16 protein-coding genes are annotated in these 16,519 nt (G+C 56.1%); 5 read left to right on the forward strand and 11 right to left on the reverse strand.

The genetic code is table 11. The annotated features are described in order from the left end of the window. Positions 1–4: 4 nt before the first annotated feature. From HNR03_RS20425 to HNR03_RS20445, 5 genes are all read right to left on the reverse strand, one after another. Complete coding sequence (locus tag HNR03_RS20425) at positions 5–550, reverse strand: BREX protein BrxB domain-containing protein (protein ID WP_259155465.1); 546 nt, start codon at positions 548–550, stop codon at positions 5–7. After that, positions 543–1,322 carry a hypothetical protein gene (locus HNR03_RS20430; protein ID WP_057429191.1) on the reverse strand — a complete coding sequence of 260 codons (780 nt, stop codon included), beginning with the start codon at positions 1,320–1,322 and terminating at the stop codon, positions 543–545. Before HNR03_RS20430 ends, HNR03_RS20425 begins: the two co-directional genes overlap by 8 nt. Beyond that, the gene (locus HNR03_RS20435) at positions 1,322–2,215 is read right to left on the reverse strand and encodes a WYL domain-containing protein (RefSeq protein ID WP_057429190.1); all 894 of its coding nucleotides are present in this window, start codon (positions 2,213–2,215) and stop codon (positions 1,322–1,324) included. The genes HNR03_RS20430 and HNR03_RS20435 overlap by 1 nt, the downstream gene beginning before the upstream one ends. Positions 2,216–2,345: 130 nt before the next feature. Further along, positions 2,346–3,014 carry an inovirus Gp2 family protein gene (locus HNR03_RS20440; RefSeq protein WP_259155468.1) on the reverse strand — a complete coding sequence of 223 codons (669 nt, stop codon included), beginning with the start codon at positions 3,012–3,014 and terminating at the stop codon, positions 2,346–2,348. A gap of 477 nt (positions 3,015–3,491) precedes the next feature. After that, on the reverse strand, positions 3,492–3,719 hold the full coding sequence (locus HNR03_RS20445; protein ID WP_057024534.1) for an AlpA family transcriptional regulator: 228 nt from the start codon (positions 3,717–3,719) through the stop codon (positions 3,492–3,494). A gap of 414 nt (positions 3,720–4,133) precedes the next feature. Between HNR03_RS20445 and HNR03_RS20450 the strand changes: the two genes are divergently transcribed. Then, complete coding sequence (locus HNR03_RS20450; RefSeq protein WP_130872496.1) at positions 4,134–4,991, forward strand: hypothetical protein; 858 nt, start codon at positions 4,134–4,136, stop codon at positions 4,989–4,991. A 579-nt stretch (positions 4,992–5,570) separates the two neighbouring features. On the opposite strand, the gene HNR03_RS20455 is transcribed toward HNR03_RS20450, so the two are convergent. The 6 genes from HNR03_RS20455 to HNR03_RS20480 all read right to left on the reverse strand — a co-directional run bounded on the left by HNR03_RS20455 (position 5,571) and on the right by HNR03_RS20480 (position 12,118). Continuing rightward, a complete protein-coding gene (locus tag HNR03_RS20455; protein WP_259155469.1) occupies positions 5,571–6,692 on the reverse strand; it encodes an aminotransferase class V-fold PLP-dependent enzyme in 1,122 nt (373 codons plus the stop codon). Position 6,693: 1 nt separating this feature from the next. Continuing rightward, positions 6,694–7,893, reverse strand: coding sequence for an MFS transporter (locus HNR03_RS20460; protein WP_259155470.1), 1,200 nt, complete (start codon positions 7,891–7,893; stop codon positions 6,694–6,696). 2 nt (positions 7,894–7,895) lie between these two features. Beyond that, positions 7,896–9,146, reverse strand: a complete 1,251-nt coding sequence (locus HNR03_RS20465; RefSeq protein WP_259155471.1) for an ATP-grasp domain-containing protein — start codon at positions 9,144–9,146, stop codon at positions 7,896–7,898. A 13-nt stretch (positions 9,147–9,159) separates the two neighbouring features. Next, complete coding sequence (locus tag HNR03_RS20470; protein WP_259155472.1) at positions 9,160–10,131, reverse strand: proline dehydrogenase family protein; 972 nt, start codon at positions 10,129–10,131, stop codon at positions 9,160–9,162. A 4-nt stretch (positions 10,132–10,135) separates the two neighbouring features. Next, complete coding sequence (locus HNR03_RS20475; protein WP_259155473.1) at positions 10,136–11,200, reverse strand: fatty acid desaturase family protein; 1,065 nt, start codon at positions 11,198–11,200, stop codon at positions 10,136–10,138. A 252-nt stretch (positions 11,201–11,452) separates the two neighbouring features. Beyond that, positions 11,453–12,118, reverse strand: a complete 666-nt coding sequence (locus HNR03_RS20480; RefSeq protein ID WP_259155475.1) for a LuxR family transcriptional regulator — start codon at positions 12,116–12,118, stop codon at positions 11,453–11,455. Positions 12,119–12,679: 561 nt separating this feature from the next. On the opposite strand from HNR03_RS20480, the gene pstS reads away from it, so the two are divergent. The 4 genes from pstS to pstB all read left to right on the forward strand — a co-directional run bounded on the left by pstS (position 12,680) and on the right by pstB (position 16,479). Next, positions 12,680–13,711 (forward strand): phosphate ABC transporter substrate-binding protein PstS, encoded by a 1,032-nt coding sequence (gene pstS, locus HNR03_RS20485; RefSeq protein ID WP_259155476.1) that lies wholly within the window; start codon positions 12,680–12,682, stop codon positions 13,709–13,711. 73 nt (positions 13,712–13,784) lie between these two features. Continuing rightward, positions 13,785–14,750: a phosphate ABC transporter permease subunit PstC gene (gene pstC, locus HNR03_RS20490; RefSeq protein WP_259155478.1), complete on the forward strand. Its 966-nt coding sequence runs from the start codon at positions 13,785–13,787 to the stop codon at positions 14,748–14,750. Continuing rightward, a complete protein-coding gene (gene pstA, locus HNR03_RS20495) occupies positions 14,750–15,643 on the forward strand; it encodes a phosphate ABC transporter permease PstA (protein WP_222590335.1) in 894 nt (297 codons plus the stop codon). The genes pstC and pstA overlap by 1 nt, the downstream gene beginning before the upstream one ends. A gap of 2 nt (positions 15,644–15,645) precedes the next feature. Next, the gene (gene pstB / locus HNR03_RS20500) at positions 15,646–16,479 is read left to right on the forward strand and encodes a phosphate ABC transporter ATP-binding protein PstB (RefSeq protein ID WP_405046064.1); all 834 of its coding nucleotides are present in this window, start codon (positions 15,646–15,648) and stop codon (positions 16,477–16,479) included. The last annotated feature ends 40 nt before the right edge of the window (positions 16,480–16,519 follow it).

Here is a 16,519-nt window from a genome sequence, read left to right on the forward strand (position 1 = left end):
GAATTCAATTATCAGCGGTGATCGCCGTAGCCTGGTAACCCCAGCCGTCGCGGGCATCGAGCAGGCGGTAGCCGTTATTGATGTACTCGCCAGGGAAGAGCACCAACAGGCGCCCAGGAACATGCTCCGCAAGCTGCTTAACAAAGTCCGAGACGGAGGCAAAACCAAACAGAGTGCCGCAGCCCATGAGCGCGACGACGGTCTTTTCATCGGCTTGGCTGTTAATTCGCGCAGCTAGTTCTTCGACGGACTGGCGGACAAAGGTCTTGTACTTTGGAGCCAGGGTGTCCGGATCTTCAAAGTAGTCTTCGCGGTACTTCTGCTTGGCCATCCAGTCAGAGAACAGGCGGGTAACATCCAGCTCCAACCACAGGTGGCCGGCGCTTTCAGTGGCAAGTCGAAACTCTTCAACCCTGGCACGCAGTTTGAGTTCGTCCTCTTTATGGTAAACGGCAAACAACACCCGCTGTTCATTGGCCAAGCCCTTCATCCAAGGCAGGCTGATATGGTTGGCGTAGCTCTTGATAAGGCGGTTCAGTCGGTTACTCATGCAACCAGGACTCCTCTTCCTTGCTCAGGTAGTCGGGGAAGGTTACTTCCACCACCTCACTGGAGTGTTTGAAATTAATCATCCCGCTGTAGCTGGCCTGACGGGCCAACTCCAGCAATCGCTCCTGGCGGCTGCTAAGCAGGAGGGTCCATTTACTGGTAAACAGCCGGTTGCCGGTGGCGCCTTGTAAATAAGCGAGAAACAAGGCAAACACCACGTTGACCGGGCGCACCACTGGCTCAGCACGGTGCTTTTTAGTTCGCCCTTTCAGAAAGCCTGCATGCGTCCAGGTGCCGTTGACGTTCTGCGCCAGAGATTTAAGCATCGCTTTGCTGTAGCGATCAGGGCATTGCTCGTCCAGCGCCTGCTCCATTTCCTCACGGGGCAGCCATTGACCTGACGCCAGCGAAAGGATCTTGTCTTGGGACAGTTGCAGCAGCGGGTCCCGAGCCAGCGCCATTTGGCAAGCAAGCATGGGTCTTGCGGATTCGTCGCTCTCCCATAAACGGCGAAAGGTCCGGAACAGCGGGAGAGTGATATCCATGCCATAAAGGTCGATCAGGTGACGCCAAGTCAGCTTTCTTGCCTTCTCAGTTGGCTTATGCAGCACGTTGAATAGTTCTATGTCTTCCTGGTATTGGGCGAGGCTCGCCTCAATTCCACGACCATGAAACAGCTCGGTAATCTCTGCCAGCATCATGGTGCGGGCGGAGTGGGCACCGTTGCGGCCGAACTTGAAGCCAAATTTTTGTTGGGATTCGGTCGTGCTCATCAGCGGCCGTTCTCATCATTAAAGCCAGGGGCAATGGACAGGTTGACCTGGTTTGCGACCCACTCGGGGTCACGCAACGCCAGTTGATACTCATCAGGGTGCAATGATGCCTTGGGACTGCAGTCGACACCCCAACGCCGTAGCAGATAGCCGGCCATTACTGCCCGGACTGACAGTTTGATGGATTGCCCGGAGTCGAGACCGTAATCCAACTCGATGGCACGGGAATAGGTTGCGCGGGGGTGCGGAATCAGCTCCAGCTCCACTTCACGATTCCACTCCTGATCCTGAGCCAAAGACTCAACCGTTGCATCGATCAAACCGTCCACTTCGTCTGCGACGGTGATGCGGGTCAGCACAAAATCCCTGAACTCGGAATGCGATCTACAATAGGCGCGCGTATGCCAGCGCTGGCCAGTATTGACCAAGCTGTGCGGCACAATTTCACGTGTAGATTCACCGCTACTAACAGACACATAACGGATGGTCAGCGCCTTTGCTGCATACATGGCACGGGATACCGCTGCCAGAATATCTAGATCGGGCTGATTCAGTGTCGGCGCAGAGTCAACAAGAATCGGCTGGTCACAGGCTTCCAATCCCACCCCTTGGCCCCAGGTCAGGGTTTGCAGGGTATGTTCACAATCATAGATGAACAGAGGTTGGAAGCCTTTAGCCCTGCGATACACCTTGTCGCGGTGGTCATAATCCAGGTTATCAGGTGCCAACTGACGGTAGAGAGTGAAGTCCCGAGTGGCGTTTGACAGTGCAATGCCAAAGCGACGCACCAGATCCTGCCGGGACACCTGACCACGAAAACGCGCGAGGAAATCGATCTGCCAAAGGCGTTCGCGTTGATTAGGTGAGGCTCCACCCGGTGCCAGATTCGGCATTTAAATTGATCCTTGTCCACACTGCCATCATTAGTCATGCTAAAAATGATGATAACAGGGCATCTTAGCGACGAACCAGGGATTTCTATAGCGTTGGCGCCTCTACTCGAGGCAAGACCAGAGTCGTGACTTAGCTCCTGCTGCATCCAAAGCAATGGTGGTTGTCCCCATACAACTTCGTAGCTGACTTGCACAGGTAGCTGGCGCGGTAGAACAGACCCGGCAGCACGTCCTCATCGCCGGCACGCAGATACCGGTTTAATCGGTACTCTGCGTTGCGAGGGATCTCGACCAGCCCGTCAACTTGATCGTCAGGCAGGCCCAAAGCACTGGCCCATGCCTCCTCCATGCGACTAAAGATCCTTGGTCGTCTGGATACAAGCCGACCTACTGCCCGGTACGCATCTCGATTGAGCAATATCACCAGGTGGTAATGAGGCCTGTTGCCATGCCCCACTTCCCTGGCCCAGACGTAGCGGACCTTGCAGTCATGAGCGTACAGGCTCCGCTCACGAGCCTTGTCACGGTTATGCTCGATCTTCGCGCTGAAGGAAGCTACGAACCTACTTATGACCTCATTCGTGTACGCATATTGAGGCAGATCGACTCCGAGCGGCAGACGGAGATCCACTCTAAAGGCCAGTACTCTGGAGTATTGGCTAAGAGCCAAATCTATGGTGCGCTTCAAGCGGGATAGGTATTGCCGAACGAAGGGGCCTTTCTCGACCATGACTGGCAAGCCTTCGAAGGTGTCTTCGCGGTGCAGATGGAGATTGGTGTTATCGGGATGTCGAAGCATGGTTATGACTCTCAGTTAGTGAGTTACATAACCAGTGCCTACTGTGTAATTTTTAACCGCTACCTTTTCCGGGCCGATAGACCTCTACCGAGTAGATAGTTGTGATACCACCGGTATGCGAGCCAAAGGGGTAATAGCCCATCAGGTGATGATGTATCCAGCCTACTAACCTTACAGGTGGTAAGTAGTAGTAAAAGCATATTACCCATACCGAAAACACCTTCCTCGATGTGCCTGGGAAAATGACCCCGACTAACCAGCCACACCGTCATTTTCACCCTATGCCTCACTCCGGAAATAAATCATCGTCCGGCAGCTCCAACAGCTCCGGCACTGGCCCTCTGACCTCCAGCAACCCGAGCGATGGGGAGCAACATCACCCGGACTTACTGGAGGGAGTGCCAAGTGGTCGGCAAGGCTCAACCGGCATAAAGGCCATGACGGGCTTTCGCCCGGTCATGGCCTAAAAGTTAGCTACTAGCTGACCACGCCCAGGCGGCCGAGTCGGACTGGAGAGTCTTCAGCCGAATCGCGCTCCTCAATCCTTGCCAGGATCCAGTCGTGTACCTCGCTGTCTACCCAGCCGACGCAGCGATCCCCCAACGAAACCGGCTTCGGGAAGGTGCCCTCCCCGATGTACTTGTAGATGGTCGACCGTGCCAGGCCGGTCGAATCGATTACTTCTTTCAGGCGAATGATCCTCATGAGCGGGCTCCTCTGTTAGCTCAGAGGATCTGCAGTGGCAGTAAAAAAATACTGCTCAGGAACAATCCAAAATCGTAATCACGGCAATCACTCTGTAAGAGCCTGGACTTTCCGCATCAGCGTCGGTGCGAGCACTTATGCAGCAGTGAGCAGACCCACCATGGAAATAACTTCAAAGGAGCGTAACCATCTCTAGTCAATCCTGACCTCAACGAATTGCTTATGTCACGCCACTGGCATCGCAGGTTGCAGGTTTACCGACTTACCAAAAACCCCGCTTCTAGCACCCTTGAAAGCTGTAGGGGCCATACAAACCTGGCCACAATAGAAATTTATCCTTATCTATCACGCACCTATCTTACATCTAGAAATCGTCTTAATATGCTCTACAAAACATCTATAAGCGATCTACCCATGACCTTTGTTCTGAGCGAAGACACTCAAAAAGATGACGATGACAATCTTTCTGCCTTACTGACTGGATGGTCACTAAATAACCGAGAGGTGGCCTGGCTGTGGCTATCTCTAGTCGGACGGGAAGGAGAGCGCCTCGATGACTGCCAATTCAATAGCCCTACGATGCGTGACAAAATCGCGCGGACACTCAAAGACAGCCGAAGTCTAAAGCGCGAAATTGAACACGCTCGAGAAACGCAACTCCTCCCGCTGGAAGCTTTTGGCTGGATAGAAAAGAACGGGCGGCAGCCGAAATGGTTGGCAGCAGAAGCCATGAGGAAGACCAACCTAAGGCTGCGCAACAGCATTTTCCGAACACTACCCAACAAGGATCAGGTGATAGTACTTTTCGACCTTTGGAATACGGAATTCAGCAGGAAAGAGAGGGCCTTACGCTACCTTTCGGAAGACTGGAATGAGCACCTGCGAACCGACAAAATCTTCAAGTGGTTCAAAGACCAAGATGAGCGAGAAAAATGCTCACTGGCGTGGAGTTGGCTAGAGCAGAACCAGCCGACGCTAATCCGACTCGAGAAGCCTTTCACCCGACATGGCGAGCTACTGGAGTTTTTCGACCACAGTAGCGCCTCATCCGGCGAAAAAGAGCTCTACGTGGAGAAGATCAAGAGACGCTGGAGCACGCAAAAGACGCGAGTGAACGCTACCCACAAGAAGCAGTACAACTTTGTGCTTAACAACAACATCAACGCCGCCCTCGATAAGCTTGCCGAAGAGCATCAGTTGTCTAGGACGAAAATTCTTGAGGAGCTCATACTGAGTGAGACAGCGCACAGGCTTTACCTCGTGACACGATAAGTTTTCTCAACCCAAAGCGTCCCGAATTCAAATTCATCGATGGGTATTCCAAAAGGTATTCCAAGAAAATACTTAACCGATATTTATCTATTAAAATCAACAACTTAATAGACCAGTTCAGATTACCCCGGCTCCACCAAATACGAAGCAAAACAAAACCCGCCAAGTGCGGGTTTTGTTGCATCTGGGGGTTGGGAATTTTGGCTCGACCATGGCCTGCGAAATGCGCAATCTCACGGGGCAGCGTAAGCCTGTGGGAGTGAGGCTTGCACATGAACAGGCGTGTTAGCTACCAGAAATCGACTGACACACCGTGTGCGCTGTTACACCGAGTTCATCACGCCACGTCCTACAGTGCCGGGGAAAAGCCAGACGCGATGTTTAAATAAATGCGTCCCCTTTTCTTCGTCCGTCCCCTTTTCTTCGCCTTTTCTTACGCATTGCGCGGCGTGGGTCGTACCGGGGTGGTTTGGGCAACAGCGGCGCGGAGCAGCCGGTCACGGGCAAGAACATCGTGACTGCGCTGCAACAGCAGCGCCTTTGACGGCTACACCATCGCCGCCCAGTGAGTGGCCGCAGCTAAAGACTCCGCAGGATCACCAGAGCCTGTTCAATCTGGGCGAGGGTGATGTGCCGGCTTACTGAGGCACGCACGAAGTGCGTGACGCCCAGGTCCTTGAGCAGCAAAGGGGTATGGGCGGCAGTGCCCGCCCATAGGTTGAGCCCCAGCTCGCGGGCCTGGCGGACAAATGCCTGGGCCGGCATGTTGTGTGGCACGAAAGAGGCAATCCCGGTCTGTTCGAACTGCTCACACATAAGCGTTAACTGCGGCAGACGCCGCAACTCCTGCACCAACAGTGCATAGGGCTCCGTGCTCATCTGCCCGCCGCCCACCTGTACGTACTCCTGCAACGCAGTGTGCAACCCCACCAGCGCCGAAAAGCTCTTTTCAGCGATCTCCAGCACCCGCGCGCCGGACATGTCCACCCGGTTGACCTGGCCATCCGTGCTGGCGGCGTGCAAATCGGCAAAATTCAGCTGCAACTGGCCAAGTAGGCGGGGCGACACGTAGGCAATCCCACTGCCACGGGGCCCGCAGAGAAACTTGCGGCCTGCGCCCGTCAATAGATCACAGCGGATGTCGCGCACATCCAGCGGCAGCTGCCCCAACGACTGGCACGCATCCACCACATACAGCGCGTTCGAGCCTTTGAGCAGCCTACCCAGCGCTTCCACTGGATTGATCACCCCACAGCACGAGGGCAGGTGCGAAACGCTGACGAGAAACACGTCCTCGTCCAAATGCCGCTGCACCCATTCCAGGTCCAGCGGGCTGGTGGCCGTGGTCGGGATCACTTCGACGCGGATCTCACGCGATAGCTTGAGGTAGTTGAAGAAGATCAGATTCGCCGCGTATTCCGAGGTCGACACCCAAACCCGCTTACCTCGGGGGAATTGCAGTTTGCTGAGAATGCTGGTCCAGGCTTCGGTGGCACTGCTGAAAAAGCCAATCTGCGAAGGCTGTGCATTCAACAGTCCGGCCGTCATCCGATACAGATCGACGTTGAGCAATTCTTCGTAGGCCAGCTCGGTCTCATAGCTGCCCATTTGCGCTTCAATGGCGGTAAAACGCTGGATCGCATTCAGAGTAGCCGACGACATAAGGCCCGCACCGGCAGTGTTCAGATGTACCACATTCATTTCACGCTTCCTTGTTCCACAAGACAGTCGACCCTTTCATTACCCCCACCGCCACCGCGAACAATAGCAATACCGTGCCCGCCAACAGCCACGGCGAAGGCAGGGATGGCTGTGACACCAGCATGAACGCCAGCGACGGCGTGAGCATCACGCCGATATTGACTCCCGCCGAGTAATAGCCAAGGTTGCGGTCCACGGTGTGACGGCTGGAGATACTGCTGACGTAGTGGGTGATGCCTGGAAACACGATCATCTCCCCCAGGCTCCAGAACACGGTGGACACCAGCAACAATGCGCCGATATGGCTGAAGCCCATCAGGAAGAATCCCACACCGGCCACCAGGAAACCGGCCACCAGCGACCGGCTGCTCGACAGGTGCGACATACGCTGGTTGATCGGCACTTCGAACACGATCACCAACAGTGCATTGACGAAAAAAATGATACCGACGTAGTACGCCGGCAATTCGGTGTAATTGATGATGTAGGCCGACAGGAAGGTCGGTGGCAGCGCATAGGCAATGTGCACCGGCAATGCTGCCAGTAAAATCACCAGCAAGCGCGAGCGCTCGTGCAGTGCGCTCTCCGGCAACCCATTGCCCTTGCTGACGACGGCAGTCCCTTGGGCTACTGGCACCGCACGCCCGAACCACAGGCAGGCAACGAAGGCCAACAGGGACAACGCCGCGTTTATGTAGAACACCGCGTCGGCGTTACTCAGGAAAATCAGGCTGCCCAGCAGTGGCCCGATCGCCATGCCGATATTGATCGCCAGGCGGTTGCAAGAGAAAGCCACTTTGCGCGACTCACTGCTGCTATGCCTGACTGTTTCGGAGAACGTCGCTGGGGTGAATGCCTCATAACAGGCGCCCCACAGAAACGACAGCACAAACAGCACCGCGGGGTTGTCCACAGACGGAATGATTAGCAGCAGCAGCGCATTGAGCAGCAACGAACCGAGGATCACCCGATTGGCGGAACACCGCTTGATCACTGCGCCGATGATCAAGTCCACAAACAACGCCCCCGCACCATAGACGCCCACTAGCAAGCCCGCGGTGCCCGCCGATACGGCGTGCTGATGAATCAGGTACGCCGCATAGAAAGGGAACGCCATGGTGCCCATGCGGAACACCAGGGTGATCAGGAACAGCAACTGCAAGCGAGCGTTGAGCCCGCGCAACGCGCGATAAGTGCCCATATTCAGCGGATCACATAGACGTTGTCTTTGTACTGGCGGATCTGCTCGTAATCCTGGTCGATATCGCGCTGGCTCTCCGATACCAGGAACACCCGCAGCGGACTACTGAGCAGGTCCACGGTCCTTTTCATCAGCTTGCCAGCCTTGTATTTGACACTCAGCTTATGCACCGAGGGCAGCCCCTCAATCAGGTGAATGACCGCGTCATTGAATCCGGTAACCTCACCTTGCAGCGTGGTGTCGGTGTTGATGACACAGGCTTCCTTGAGCTTGTGGTAGCGCTTGCCGGCGTAGTTTGCCTTGAACGCCTCACTGTCGCAGTACGCCAGGAAGGTAAGCTGCGCCTGGTTGCCGCCCAGGCTGATGTCATGGAATTTGGGTTCCATGTTGCCGTTCAAGCGAGCACCGACTTCCACCAGAGCGGGGCCGGCTTCGGTGAGGATCACTTCCGAATGGGCCGGGCCGTTATTGATACCCAACGCCTTGAGTACCTGCACGATGTAGTCCACCAGCACATTGGCTTCGGCACTGTCCGGGGCAATCAGCACGTCGCGGTCGTAGATGTTCTTGCCGCCGCTGATTTCGCGCTTCACATAGCGCCAGATCCCGCAGACGTAGGTCTGCCCATCACGGCTGACGGTATCGACGATGTACTCCAGGCCTTTGAGGTAGGACTGACAAAGAATCTCGGTATTGGCCAAACCGAAGATATCCAGGTTAGACACCACTTCCTCACAAGCACGCTTGACGTCCTCGACGTTATGGCAGATCGAAACCCCGTCGGTCGAGGCCGAGCTCAGCGGCTTGATCACGCAGGGAAACACTTGGCCGGCCTCTACCCAGGCCAGCAGCTCGGCGGGGTTCGACGATTTGATCTGGCGTGCCGTCAACAGGCCCGCGGCGGCGACTTTTTTGATCATTTCAAACTTGTCGCGGCGAGCGCGTGAGCCAGCGCTGCCGTTGGAGGTGGACAATTGCAACTGTTCACTCAAGTAGTCGGCAAATGGCACGCCAGGCTCCTGGCCGGCAATGACGGCGACTACGTTGAAATCACGCAGACGTCGCACGATTTCTTCGGCATTGTCGTTGAATGCCAAATTGTGCTCGAACTCCGACAGGTTCGGCCCGAGCATGCTCGGCATCAACTCAGGGGTGCTCTGTACATGGATCAGGCTGAAACCGGCATCCCGGAAATATTGCGGCAGGAAATTACCGCTCGAGTAGACATCCACCAACGCGACGTACTGCTTCATAAGAATGTCCTTTTCAGTAATGAGTGGCGGTTTCAGAGGCCCGTGGCGAAGCCACGTCATCCAGCGCCAGGAAAATGTTCTGCGGAAACTCAGCCACACGGTGCAGCAGATGCAAGTACCAGTTGGTGCCATACACCGCCGATACCCGGGCCCTGACCTGGCCTTGGTCTTTTACCGCCTTGATCAGTTCAGGGCGCACGCCGTGGAGCATCTCCAGCTCGCCGCTGTTGGCGATGTGGCTGGTGAGAATTTCTTCAATCAGCAACGGGTCCTGGGTCGCGAAAGCAAACTGCCCACGGCCGCCATTGATCCGGTCCAGCAGCCCCAGGTAACGCTCGTTGAGGGCCTCACCACGGGGCAAAGCAATCGCGGCAGGCTCAGCATAGACGCCTTTGACCAAGCGCACTTTGCAGCCGGTTTCCAGGACTGCCCCCAGGTCATCCGGGGTTCGGTTCAACTGCGCCTGCAGGGTGACCCCCACGTTGGGGAAGCGCCCGCTCAGTTGCAGGAAGATATCGAGGATCGAATCCGTCCATTGGGAGCGCTCCATACTGATGATCACACCGACATTTTTGTCGGCCGCATGGGTCAGGATCTTCGAGCAGTTCTCGATCGCCAGTTCCCGGGAAATGATAGTGCCGACGTTAGACAGGTCGAACCCCAGTTGAGGTGGTTCGCCGAGCTTGGGATGCTGCACGATCAAATCGATCAGCTTCAGGTATTCGTCGGTTGCAGTGGTCACTTCGGCCAACGTAGTCGCTTCCTCGCCGACGAACTCGACACCCGTGCGATAGCCTTTTCCCAACAGGGCAGCCAGCTTGTCGAGCATCTCCAGGCGGTCTTCGGAAATGATGTAGCGAAGGGCTGCAGGACGCAGGAAATCACGCAGCGTCTCGCTGGCCAGGAACAAGTCGCGATAGGTCTTGTTCGCCGCCAGTTTCTTCAGGGCCAGGGTAGCCAGCAAGCTGTTATCAGTAGTGTTCATGGCGTTAAACCCCGGAAGCCTGGTTGAGCATGCGCCGTGCGAAACTCGAATCGTCGCCTTGATTGACAATCTTGTGGGCGCGGAACTTGGCCGCGTAACTGAGCAGGGTCTCTTTATGGCGGCTATGCCGGTCACGAGTAAAAATACCGGCCCACATGTTGTCCCAGCGCGCGTACTCAGGATGTGACATCAGCAGCTTATGTGCCTTGCGCATATTCCAATGGGGTATCGACGGGTGCAGGTGGTGCACAAGGTGATAGTTATCGTCATGGCGACCAAAAAAGAAGTTTTCCAGCACGTTGCCTTTACGGTTACGGGTCAACAAGAGCTTGTCGGTCTCCACGGCAGGCAGCGGATAATGTTCTGCGAGTTCGATGATCCAGCCTACGGCGACGGCGGTGGTGAATAGCGGTACCAGCCAGAACAGCACCAGTTCAGCGACCACGCCAAACCAGACGGCCACCGCCAGAATCACCGCCCAGTAGGCCCACATCACCCTGCGTTCATTGCGAATGCGGGGGTCCTGGCCCTGGACCCGGTCCTTGACCACGTACTTGATGTACTGAAGGGTCCTGTAGCCGGACAGCGCCATCACCACGTTTTTCAAGAAAAACTCATGCTCGCTCTGCTGCAAGTCGTATAGGCCGCATTTGAGATGAAAATTGTAGTCAGGGTCTTTTTCCGGATGCCCCAAGTGCACATGGTGGTTTTTGATGTGCGATGTGCTGTAGGACTGATACAGGTGGAAAACCAGGTAGCCCGAGAGAAATGTACCGGCGAACCAGTTGATCGCACGGTTTTTCGCCAAGACCTTGTGGGTTGACTCGTGTAGCACGTTCGTCAGGGCACGTTGGGTGGTACCGATCAGAAATAGCGAAAGCGGATAGAACCAGTAGCTGACACCCAGGGACAGGTAGATGGCAAAAACGATGATTGCGTAGTCCTTACCCAGCGCCATGGCCCAGTGATAGTTATCCTTCTTGCACAGATGTCTGAGCATTCCGAAGGTTTCACGGGAAATACCTGCAGCGTATTCGCCAACAGGCCCTTTGTTTTTATCGACCAGCATAATCACTCCATAATTAAGCGGCACGCTGCAACACCATGCTCATTGCTGGGCTAAGGTCTTTTCAGGTGTTGCGGCTATTGTTTTTTTGCCTGAGCTAGACTCTTCGGCTGCAAAAAAACTAAAGCACCGCTTGATCGCGAACAAGCTGCCCTTTTAGACAGGTAGGGCCAAATCACGCGCGCACGCGCACGCCAGCCGGTGAAAATTCACTGGCTGGCTGGCGTGGCATTGGCAGATGGGAGTGCGTGCTGATCAGGCCTGTTCGCGGATGTAGCCCAGTTGCAAGGCTTTGCGAATTGCGGACTTTCCGTTGGTGACATCCAACTTGCCGAAGATATTCTTCATATGGAACTTGACGGTGCGCGGGCTCATTGAAACCAAGAGCGCTATTTCGTTATACGTCTTGCCCAGGCTGGTCCAGGACAACACCTCCATTTCCCGAGGCGTGAGTACAGTTTCCTGTAAAACTGGGGCGCGCACGACTACGTCGCTTTCCAAAGACTCGTCGTAGACCGAGACCAGCAGCATCTGCAGCTCACTTTTGTTAGCCAACACTCTCTCGCGAAACTGCTGGTGTTCGCCGAAGCTGCACAGGTTGAGGATCGAATAAAAGCCCCGATTGCCATGCACGATAAAACTGGCTCCCTCACCGACGGGTGCACAGGGCCCCGGCACCGGGACCGCTTCTGCTGCGGGCGCGAGGATGTTTTCATCGCTCCAGAAAAACGGTTTTATGCGGCGCTTGGACAAAGACAGCAATTGACCGCGTTGGTAGAAGTCATCCGCAGAGTCACCACGGTCCAGCGCATCGGGATAATTGGTGATGATTTCCGCTTCATCCAGCGTCGGCCCACACTGGTAAACCTCGAAATGCCCAAGACCACGTCTGCTCAGCTCGGCATCGAGCAATTGGTGCATGTCGACGGACTGCATGGGCGCGTTGTTATTGGTTGGACAATCGCTTTGCATGAATATCATCCTTGATAAGTGACAACGGCGGAGGTTTGGCGGAAACGCTTTAATCCTGAAAGCGCCTCATCAGAGTCGACTTGGGCTGTAGGAAATTTCCCAAATCAAAGGCAAGAATAGAACATGCCCTACCAGCCTTGTCCAGTGCTCCAACAAGGCGCCGAAAGTGCTCAGGCCAGCCCCCTTCTGGCTGGAGACCGTTAATCACCACGCAAGGCACAGCATGAGGTTGATGCCCAAGCCGGTTCAGATCTCGGCCCAAGTGGCTGAAGCTGAACTGAAACTCAGCTTCAAATCACCCGCCTCTCCGACCGCCAGCTCAAGGTGATCAAACCGAAAGACAGCATGACATCCTCACCGATAGATTCAGTGGCCCTACCCCCCCCCGCCCCAGCCAATCCACCCCAAAACCACCCCCCCACCCCAAACACCGTGACCGCCCAACCATCATAAAAACTTCACAAACTTGCTTCAAAGTTCGGGAGCCCGTTATCACAAGGAGTTCCTTTAATGAAAAGTTTGATCAAGTCTGCTGCGCTCGCCGTTACGGTTTCTCTTTGTGCCTCCTCAGTGTCTTTCGCTAATGACAGCGTCCGCCTGACAGGTTCTGGTGCCAGTTTCCCAGCACCGATCTACCTCACTTGGTTCAAGGATTTCAGCAAGAAAGCCACTGGCGTCACCGTGGATTATCAATCCAAGGGCAGCGGTGCGGGTGTGCAGGACTTCCTGAACAAAACCGTAGATTTCGCAGCCAGTGACTCGGCGATGAAAGACGAAGACATCGCCAAGGTTGCGGAAGGCGCGCAGTTGCTGCCGATGACCGCGGGTGAAATCGTGTTGGCTTACAATCTGCCGGGCAGTCCCAAAGGGCTTAAATTGCCGCGCGACGTTTACTCCAATGTGTTCCTGGGCAAGATCACTCGCTGGAACGATCCAAAGATCGTCGCGGCCAACCCGGAGCTGAAACTGCCTGACATGCCGATCACGGTTGTCGTACGTGCAGACTCCAGCGGTACTACCGCGGTATTTACCAAGCACATGGCTTCAATCAATCCAGAGTTCAAAAAGGAGCTGGGTGAAGGCAACACCGTCAACTGGCCGGCCAGCGACAAGTTCATCAAATCGCCCAAGAATGATGGTGTAACAGCCACCGTACGCCAGACCCCGGGTGCGATTGGTTACATCGAATACGGCTTCGCCAAGCTGGCTAAAGTCGACTTTGCCCAGTTGCAGAACAAGGCCGGCGCTTACGTTGTACCGAACGCAGAAAGCGGAGCAGAGGCTCTGGCTGCGGTGAAGATGCCGGAAAGCCTGGTGGCCTGGCTGCCCGATCCGGATGGCGCCAAGTCCTACCCGATCACGTCCTACACCTGGATGATTTTCCGCAAGCAGAACGAGAGCCCGGCCAAGGCCAAGGCCATGCGCGAAATGGTCGAATACAGTCTGACTGAAGGCCAGAAAATCGCCGATTCGATGGGTTACATCCCCCTGCCGCAATCGGTCGTCGAGCAGGTTCGTAAAGCTTCCGCCAACATCCAGTGACGCTCGCGAGGCTCCTTCGGCGTGCGCAATCAGCCTCGCCGAAGGGATTTCCCCCACGCTCCGGAATTAGCCCATGAACAAGCCATTTGTCGTACCGGTTAATCCGGACTCTGCATGCCAGCCCCCTTCTGCAAAGGATTTCCTGCTTGATCGCACCTTTCGCGCGCTTGCGCGGATTGGCGTGGTTCTGGTTCTGGCGCTGGTGTTTGCCTTGGTATTCGAGGTGGGGCGCAAGGCTCTTCCCGGCATAGAGAAGCACGGTCTGGACGTCCTTTTGGGTACCGTTTGGGATGTGAACCAAGGCAAGTACGGCATTCTGCCGGCCATTTGGGGCACGCTCTACAGCGCCCTGATCGCGTTGGTGATCGCAGGCTTTTTCGGCGTCAGCATGGCGATTTTCCTGACCCAGGATTTCCTGCCTGCCCAGCTTGCAGCCATTTTTCGCACCATTGTCGAGTTGCTCGCGGCGATTCCCAGCGTCGTTTACGGTCTGTGGGGGATCTACGTGGTGATTCCGGCCATTCGGCCCCTCACGGACTGGTTGAACAGCGAACTTGGCTGGATACCTTTTTTCGGCACGACCTTGAGCGGGCCAGGCCTGTTACCCGCAGCCTTGGTGCTGGCCATCATGATCCTGCCGACGATTGCCGCCGTTTCGCAGGATGCCCTCTCGGGCGTACCGATGAAAACCAAGCAAGCCGCCTATGGCATGGGGACTACCCACTGGGAAGCGATTCTCAAGGTGATGGTGCCATCCGCTGCCACCGGCATTTCCGGCTCACTGGTACTGGGCCTGGGTCGGGCCTTGGGTGAAACCATGGCCCTGGCGATGTTGGTCGGCAACTCGAACAATATTTCTCTTTCTCTGTTTGCACCGGCCAACACGCTGGCAGCTTTGCTGGCGCTGAACTTTCCCGAAGCGGGGCCGACCGAGGTTGAGGTGTTGATGTATGCCGCACTGGTACTGATGTTGATCACCCTGATAGTGAACGTCATCGGTTCCATGATCATGGTCTATGCCCAGCGGGGTACTAAATGATGAATGACCTCAGTTCTACTGCAGCCGCGCTGCCAAGTCTGCAGCGCAAATTTGAAGGCCGCGCCCTGCGCAGCCTGGTGTTGACCACTCTGGTCTGGGCGGGCGCCCTGCTGGCGAGCGTGCCGCTGATTTCCGTGCTTTACATGCTGATTACGCGCGGAGGCGCCCGCCTTCGCCTGGAGGTGTTTACCGAACTTCCGCCGACCGGGTTCGAGACCGGCGGCGGCTTCGGCAACGCAATGGCAGGCACCTTTGTCATGGTCGGTATCGCAGCCGCAATCGCGGTTCCGGTCGGCATCATGGCGGCGGTCTTTCTGGCTGAACTTGGACCGGACAGCAAGCTGGCCAACGCCGCGCGCTTCGCCGCCAAGATGCTCACGGGGCTGCCTTCGATTCTGGCCGGGGTTTTTGCCTACGCCCTGGTGGTGATGACCACCGGCACGTACTCGGCACCGGCGGGCGGCGTGGCACTGGCAGTGCTGATGCTGCCGATCGTCGTGCTGACCGCTGAAGAGTCGATGCGGATGGTGCCCAAGATCATGAAGGATGCGGCCTACGGCATGGGCTGCACCCGTTCGCAGGTTATCTGGAAAATCGTATTGCCTACCGGCATGCCGGCGATCCTGACCGGCGTGATGCTGGCGGTGGCGCGGGCAGCCGGCGAAACCGCGCCATTGCTGTTTACCGCCCTGTTCAGCAACTACTGGATTTACCACGACGGCAGCCTGGCGGTCATGAACCCGACCGCATCGCTTGCCGTACTGATTTATAACTTCTCCGGCATGCCGTTCGACAATCAGCTTGAGCTCGCATGGGCGGCCTCACTCGTGTTGGTGATGATCGTGCTGATCGTGAATATCGTCAGCCGTATTTTCGGCAAGCCGAAGTTTTGAGAATGGGAGCAAATACAGTGAACGTATTATCTGCGCAAAAAGCTGCCCCGTTCGAGGCCCAGGCATCTGTGGTCATGGACTGCAAGCTCGACAAGATTTTCTACGGCAACTTCATGGCGGTCCGTGACAGCCATGTGCCGATCGAGAAAAACAAGATCACCGGATTCATCGGTCCCTCCGGCTGCGGCAAGAGCACCGTGCTGCGCAGCCTCAATCGGATGAACGATCTGGTAAAGGGCTTTCGTTTCGAGGGCCATGTGCATTTCCTCGGGCAAGACGTGTATGGCAAGGGCGTCGATCCAGTGGTCGTGCGTCGCTACATCGGGATGGTGTTCCAACAGCCGAACCCGTTCTCGATGAGCATTTTCGATAACGTGGCTTTCGGCCTGCGCCTCAATCGTTACCAGGGCGATCTGGGTGACCGCGTCAAGCACGCGCTGCAGGGCGCCGCGCTGTGGGATGAAGTCAAGGACAAGCTCAAGGTCAGCGGTCTGTCCCTTTCGGGGGGCCAGCAGCAGCGACTCTGCATCGCCCGCGCTATCGCCACCGAACCGGAAGTCCTGTTGCTGGATGAGCCGTGCTCGGCACTCGACCCGATTGCAACACGCCGTGTCGAGGAATTGATGGTCGAGTTGAAGAAGGACTACACCATCGCTCTGGTCACCCACAACATGCAGCAGGCGATCCGTGTCGCTGACACGACGGCATTTTTCTCGGTAGATATTTCGCAGGGCACGCGTACCGGTTATCTGGTTGAGATGGGCCCCACCGCGCAGATATTCGACAACCCACGTGAGCAAATGACCAGCGATTACATCAGCGGTAAATTCAGCTAATCGACAACCATCCGGTCAGGACCGAATGCCGCCAAGGGCC

Origin of the sequence: Pseudomonas sp. JAI111 (assembly GCF_024809425.1) — a bacterium.
Classification (GTDB): domain Bacteria; phylum Pseudomonadota; class Gammaproteobacteria; order Pseudomonadales; family Pseudomonadaceae; genus Aquipseudomonas.

Bases quoted from the DNA above. Each gene is read 5' to 3' on its own strand.
- HNR03_RS20460 (WP_259155470.1), bottom strand. From the start codon at position 7,893: ATGGGCACTTATCGCGCGTTGCGCGGGCTCAACGCTCGCTTGCAGTTG.
- HNR03_RS20465 (WP_259155471.1), bottom strand. From the start codon at position 9,146: ATGAAGCAGTACGTCGCGTTGGTGGATGTCTACTCGAGCGGTAATTTC.
- HNR03_RS20425 (WP_259155465.1), bottom strand. From the start codon at position 550: ATGAGTAACCGACTGAACCGCCTTATCAAGAGCTACGCCAACCATATC.
- HNR03_RS20475 (WP_259155473.1), bottom strand. From the start codon at position 11,200: ATGCTGGTCGATAAAAACAAAGGGCCTGTTGGCGAATACGCTGCAGGT.
- pstC (WP_259155478.1), top strand. From the start codon at position 13,785: ATGAACAAGCCATTTGTCGTACCGGTTAATCCGGACTCTGCATGCCAG.
- HNR03_RS20430 (WP_057429191.1), bottom strand. From the start codon at position 1,322: ATGAGCACGACCGAATCCCAACAAAAATTTGGCTTCAAGTTCGGCCGC.
- pstS (WP_259155476.1), top strand. From the start codon at position 12,680: ATGAAAAGTTTGATCAAGTCTGCTGCGCTCGCCGTTACGGTTTCTCTT.
- HNR03_RS20470 (WP_259155472.1), bottom strand. From the start codon at position 10,131: ATGAACACTACTGATAACAGCTTGCTGGCTACCCTGGCCCTGAAGAAA.
- pstA (WP_222590335.1), top strand. From the start codon at position 14,750: ATGAATGACCTCAGTTCTACTGCAGCCGCGCTGCCAAGTCTGCAGCGC.
- HNR03_RS20435 (WP_057429190.1), bottom strand. From the start codon at position 2,215: ATGCCGAATCTGGCACCGGGTGGAGCCTCACCTAATCAACGCGAACGC.
- HNR03_RS20455 (WP_259155469.1), bottom strand. From the start codon at position 6,692: ATGAATGTGGTACATCTGAACACTGCCGGTGCGGGCCTTATGTCGTCG.
- HNR03_RS20440 (WP_259155468.1), bottom strand. From the start codon at position 3,014: ATGCTTCGACATCCCGATAACACCAATCTCCATCTGCACCGCGAAGAC.
- HNR03_RS20450 (WP_130872496.1), top strand. From the start codon at position 4,134: ATGACCTTTGTTCTGAGCGAAGACACTCAAAAAGATGACGATGACAAT.
- HNR03_RS20445 (WP_057024534.1), bottom strand. From the start codon at position 3,719: ATGAGGATCATTCGCCTGAAAGAAGTAATCGATTCGACCGGCCTGGCA.
- pstB (WP_405046064.1), top strand. From the start codon at position 15,646: ATGGGAGCAAATACAGTGAACGTATTATCTGCGCAAAAAGCTGCCCCG.
- HNR03_RS20480 (WP_259155475.1), bottom strand. From the start codon at position 12,118: ATGCACCAATTGCTCGATGCCGAGCTGAGCAGACGTGGTCTTGGGCAT.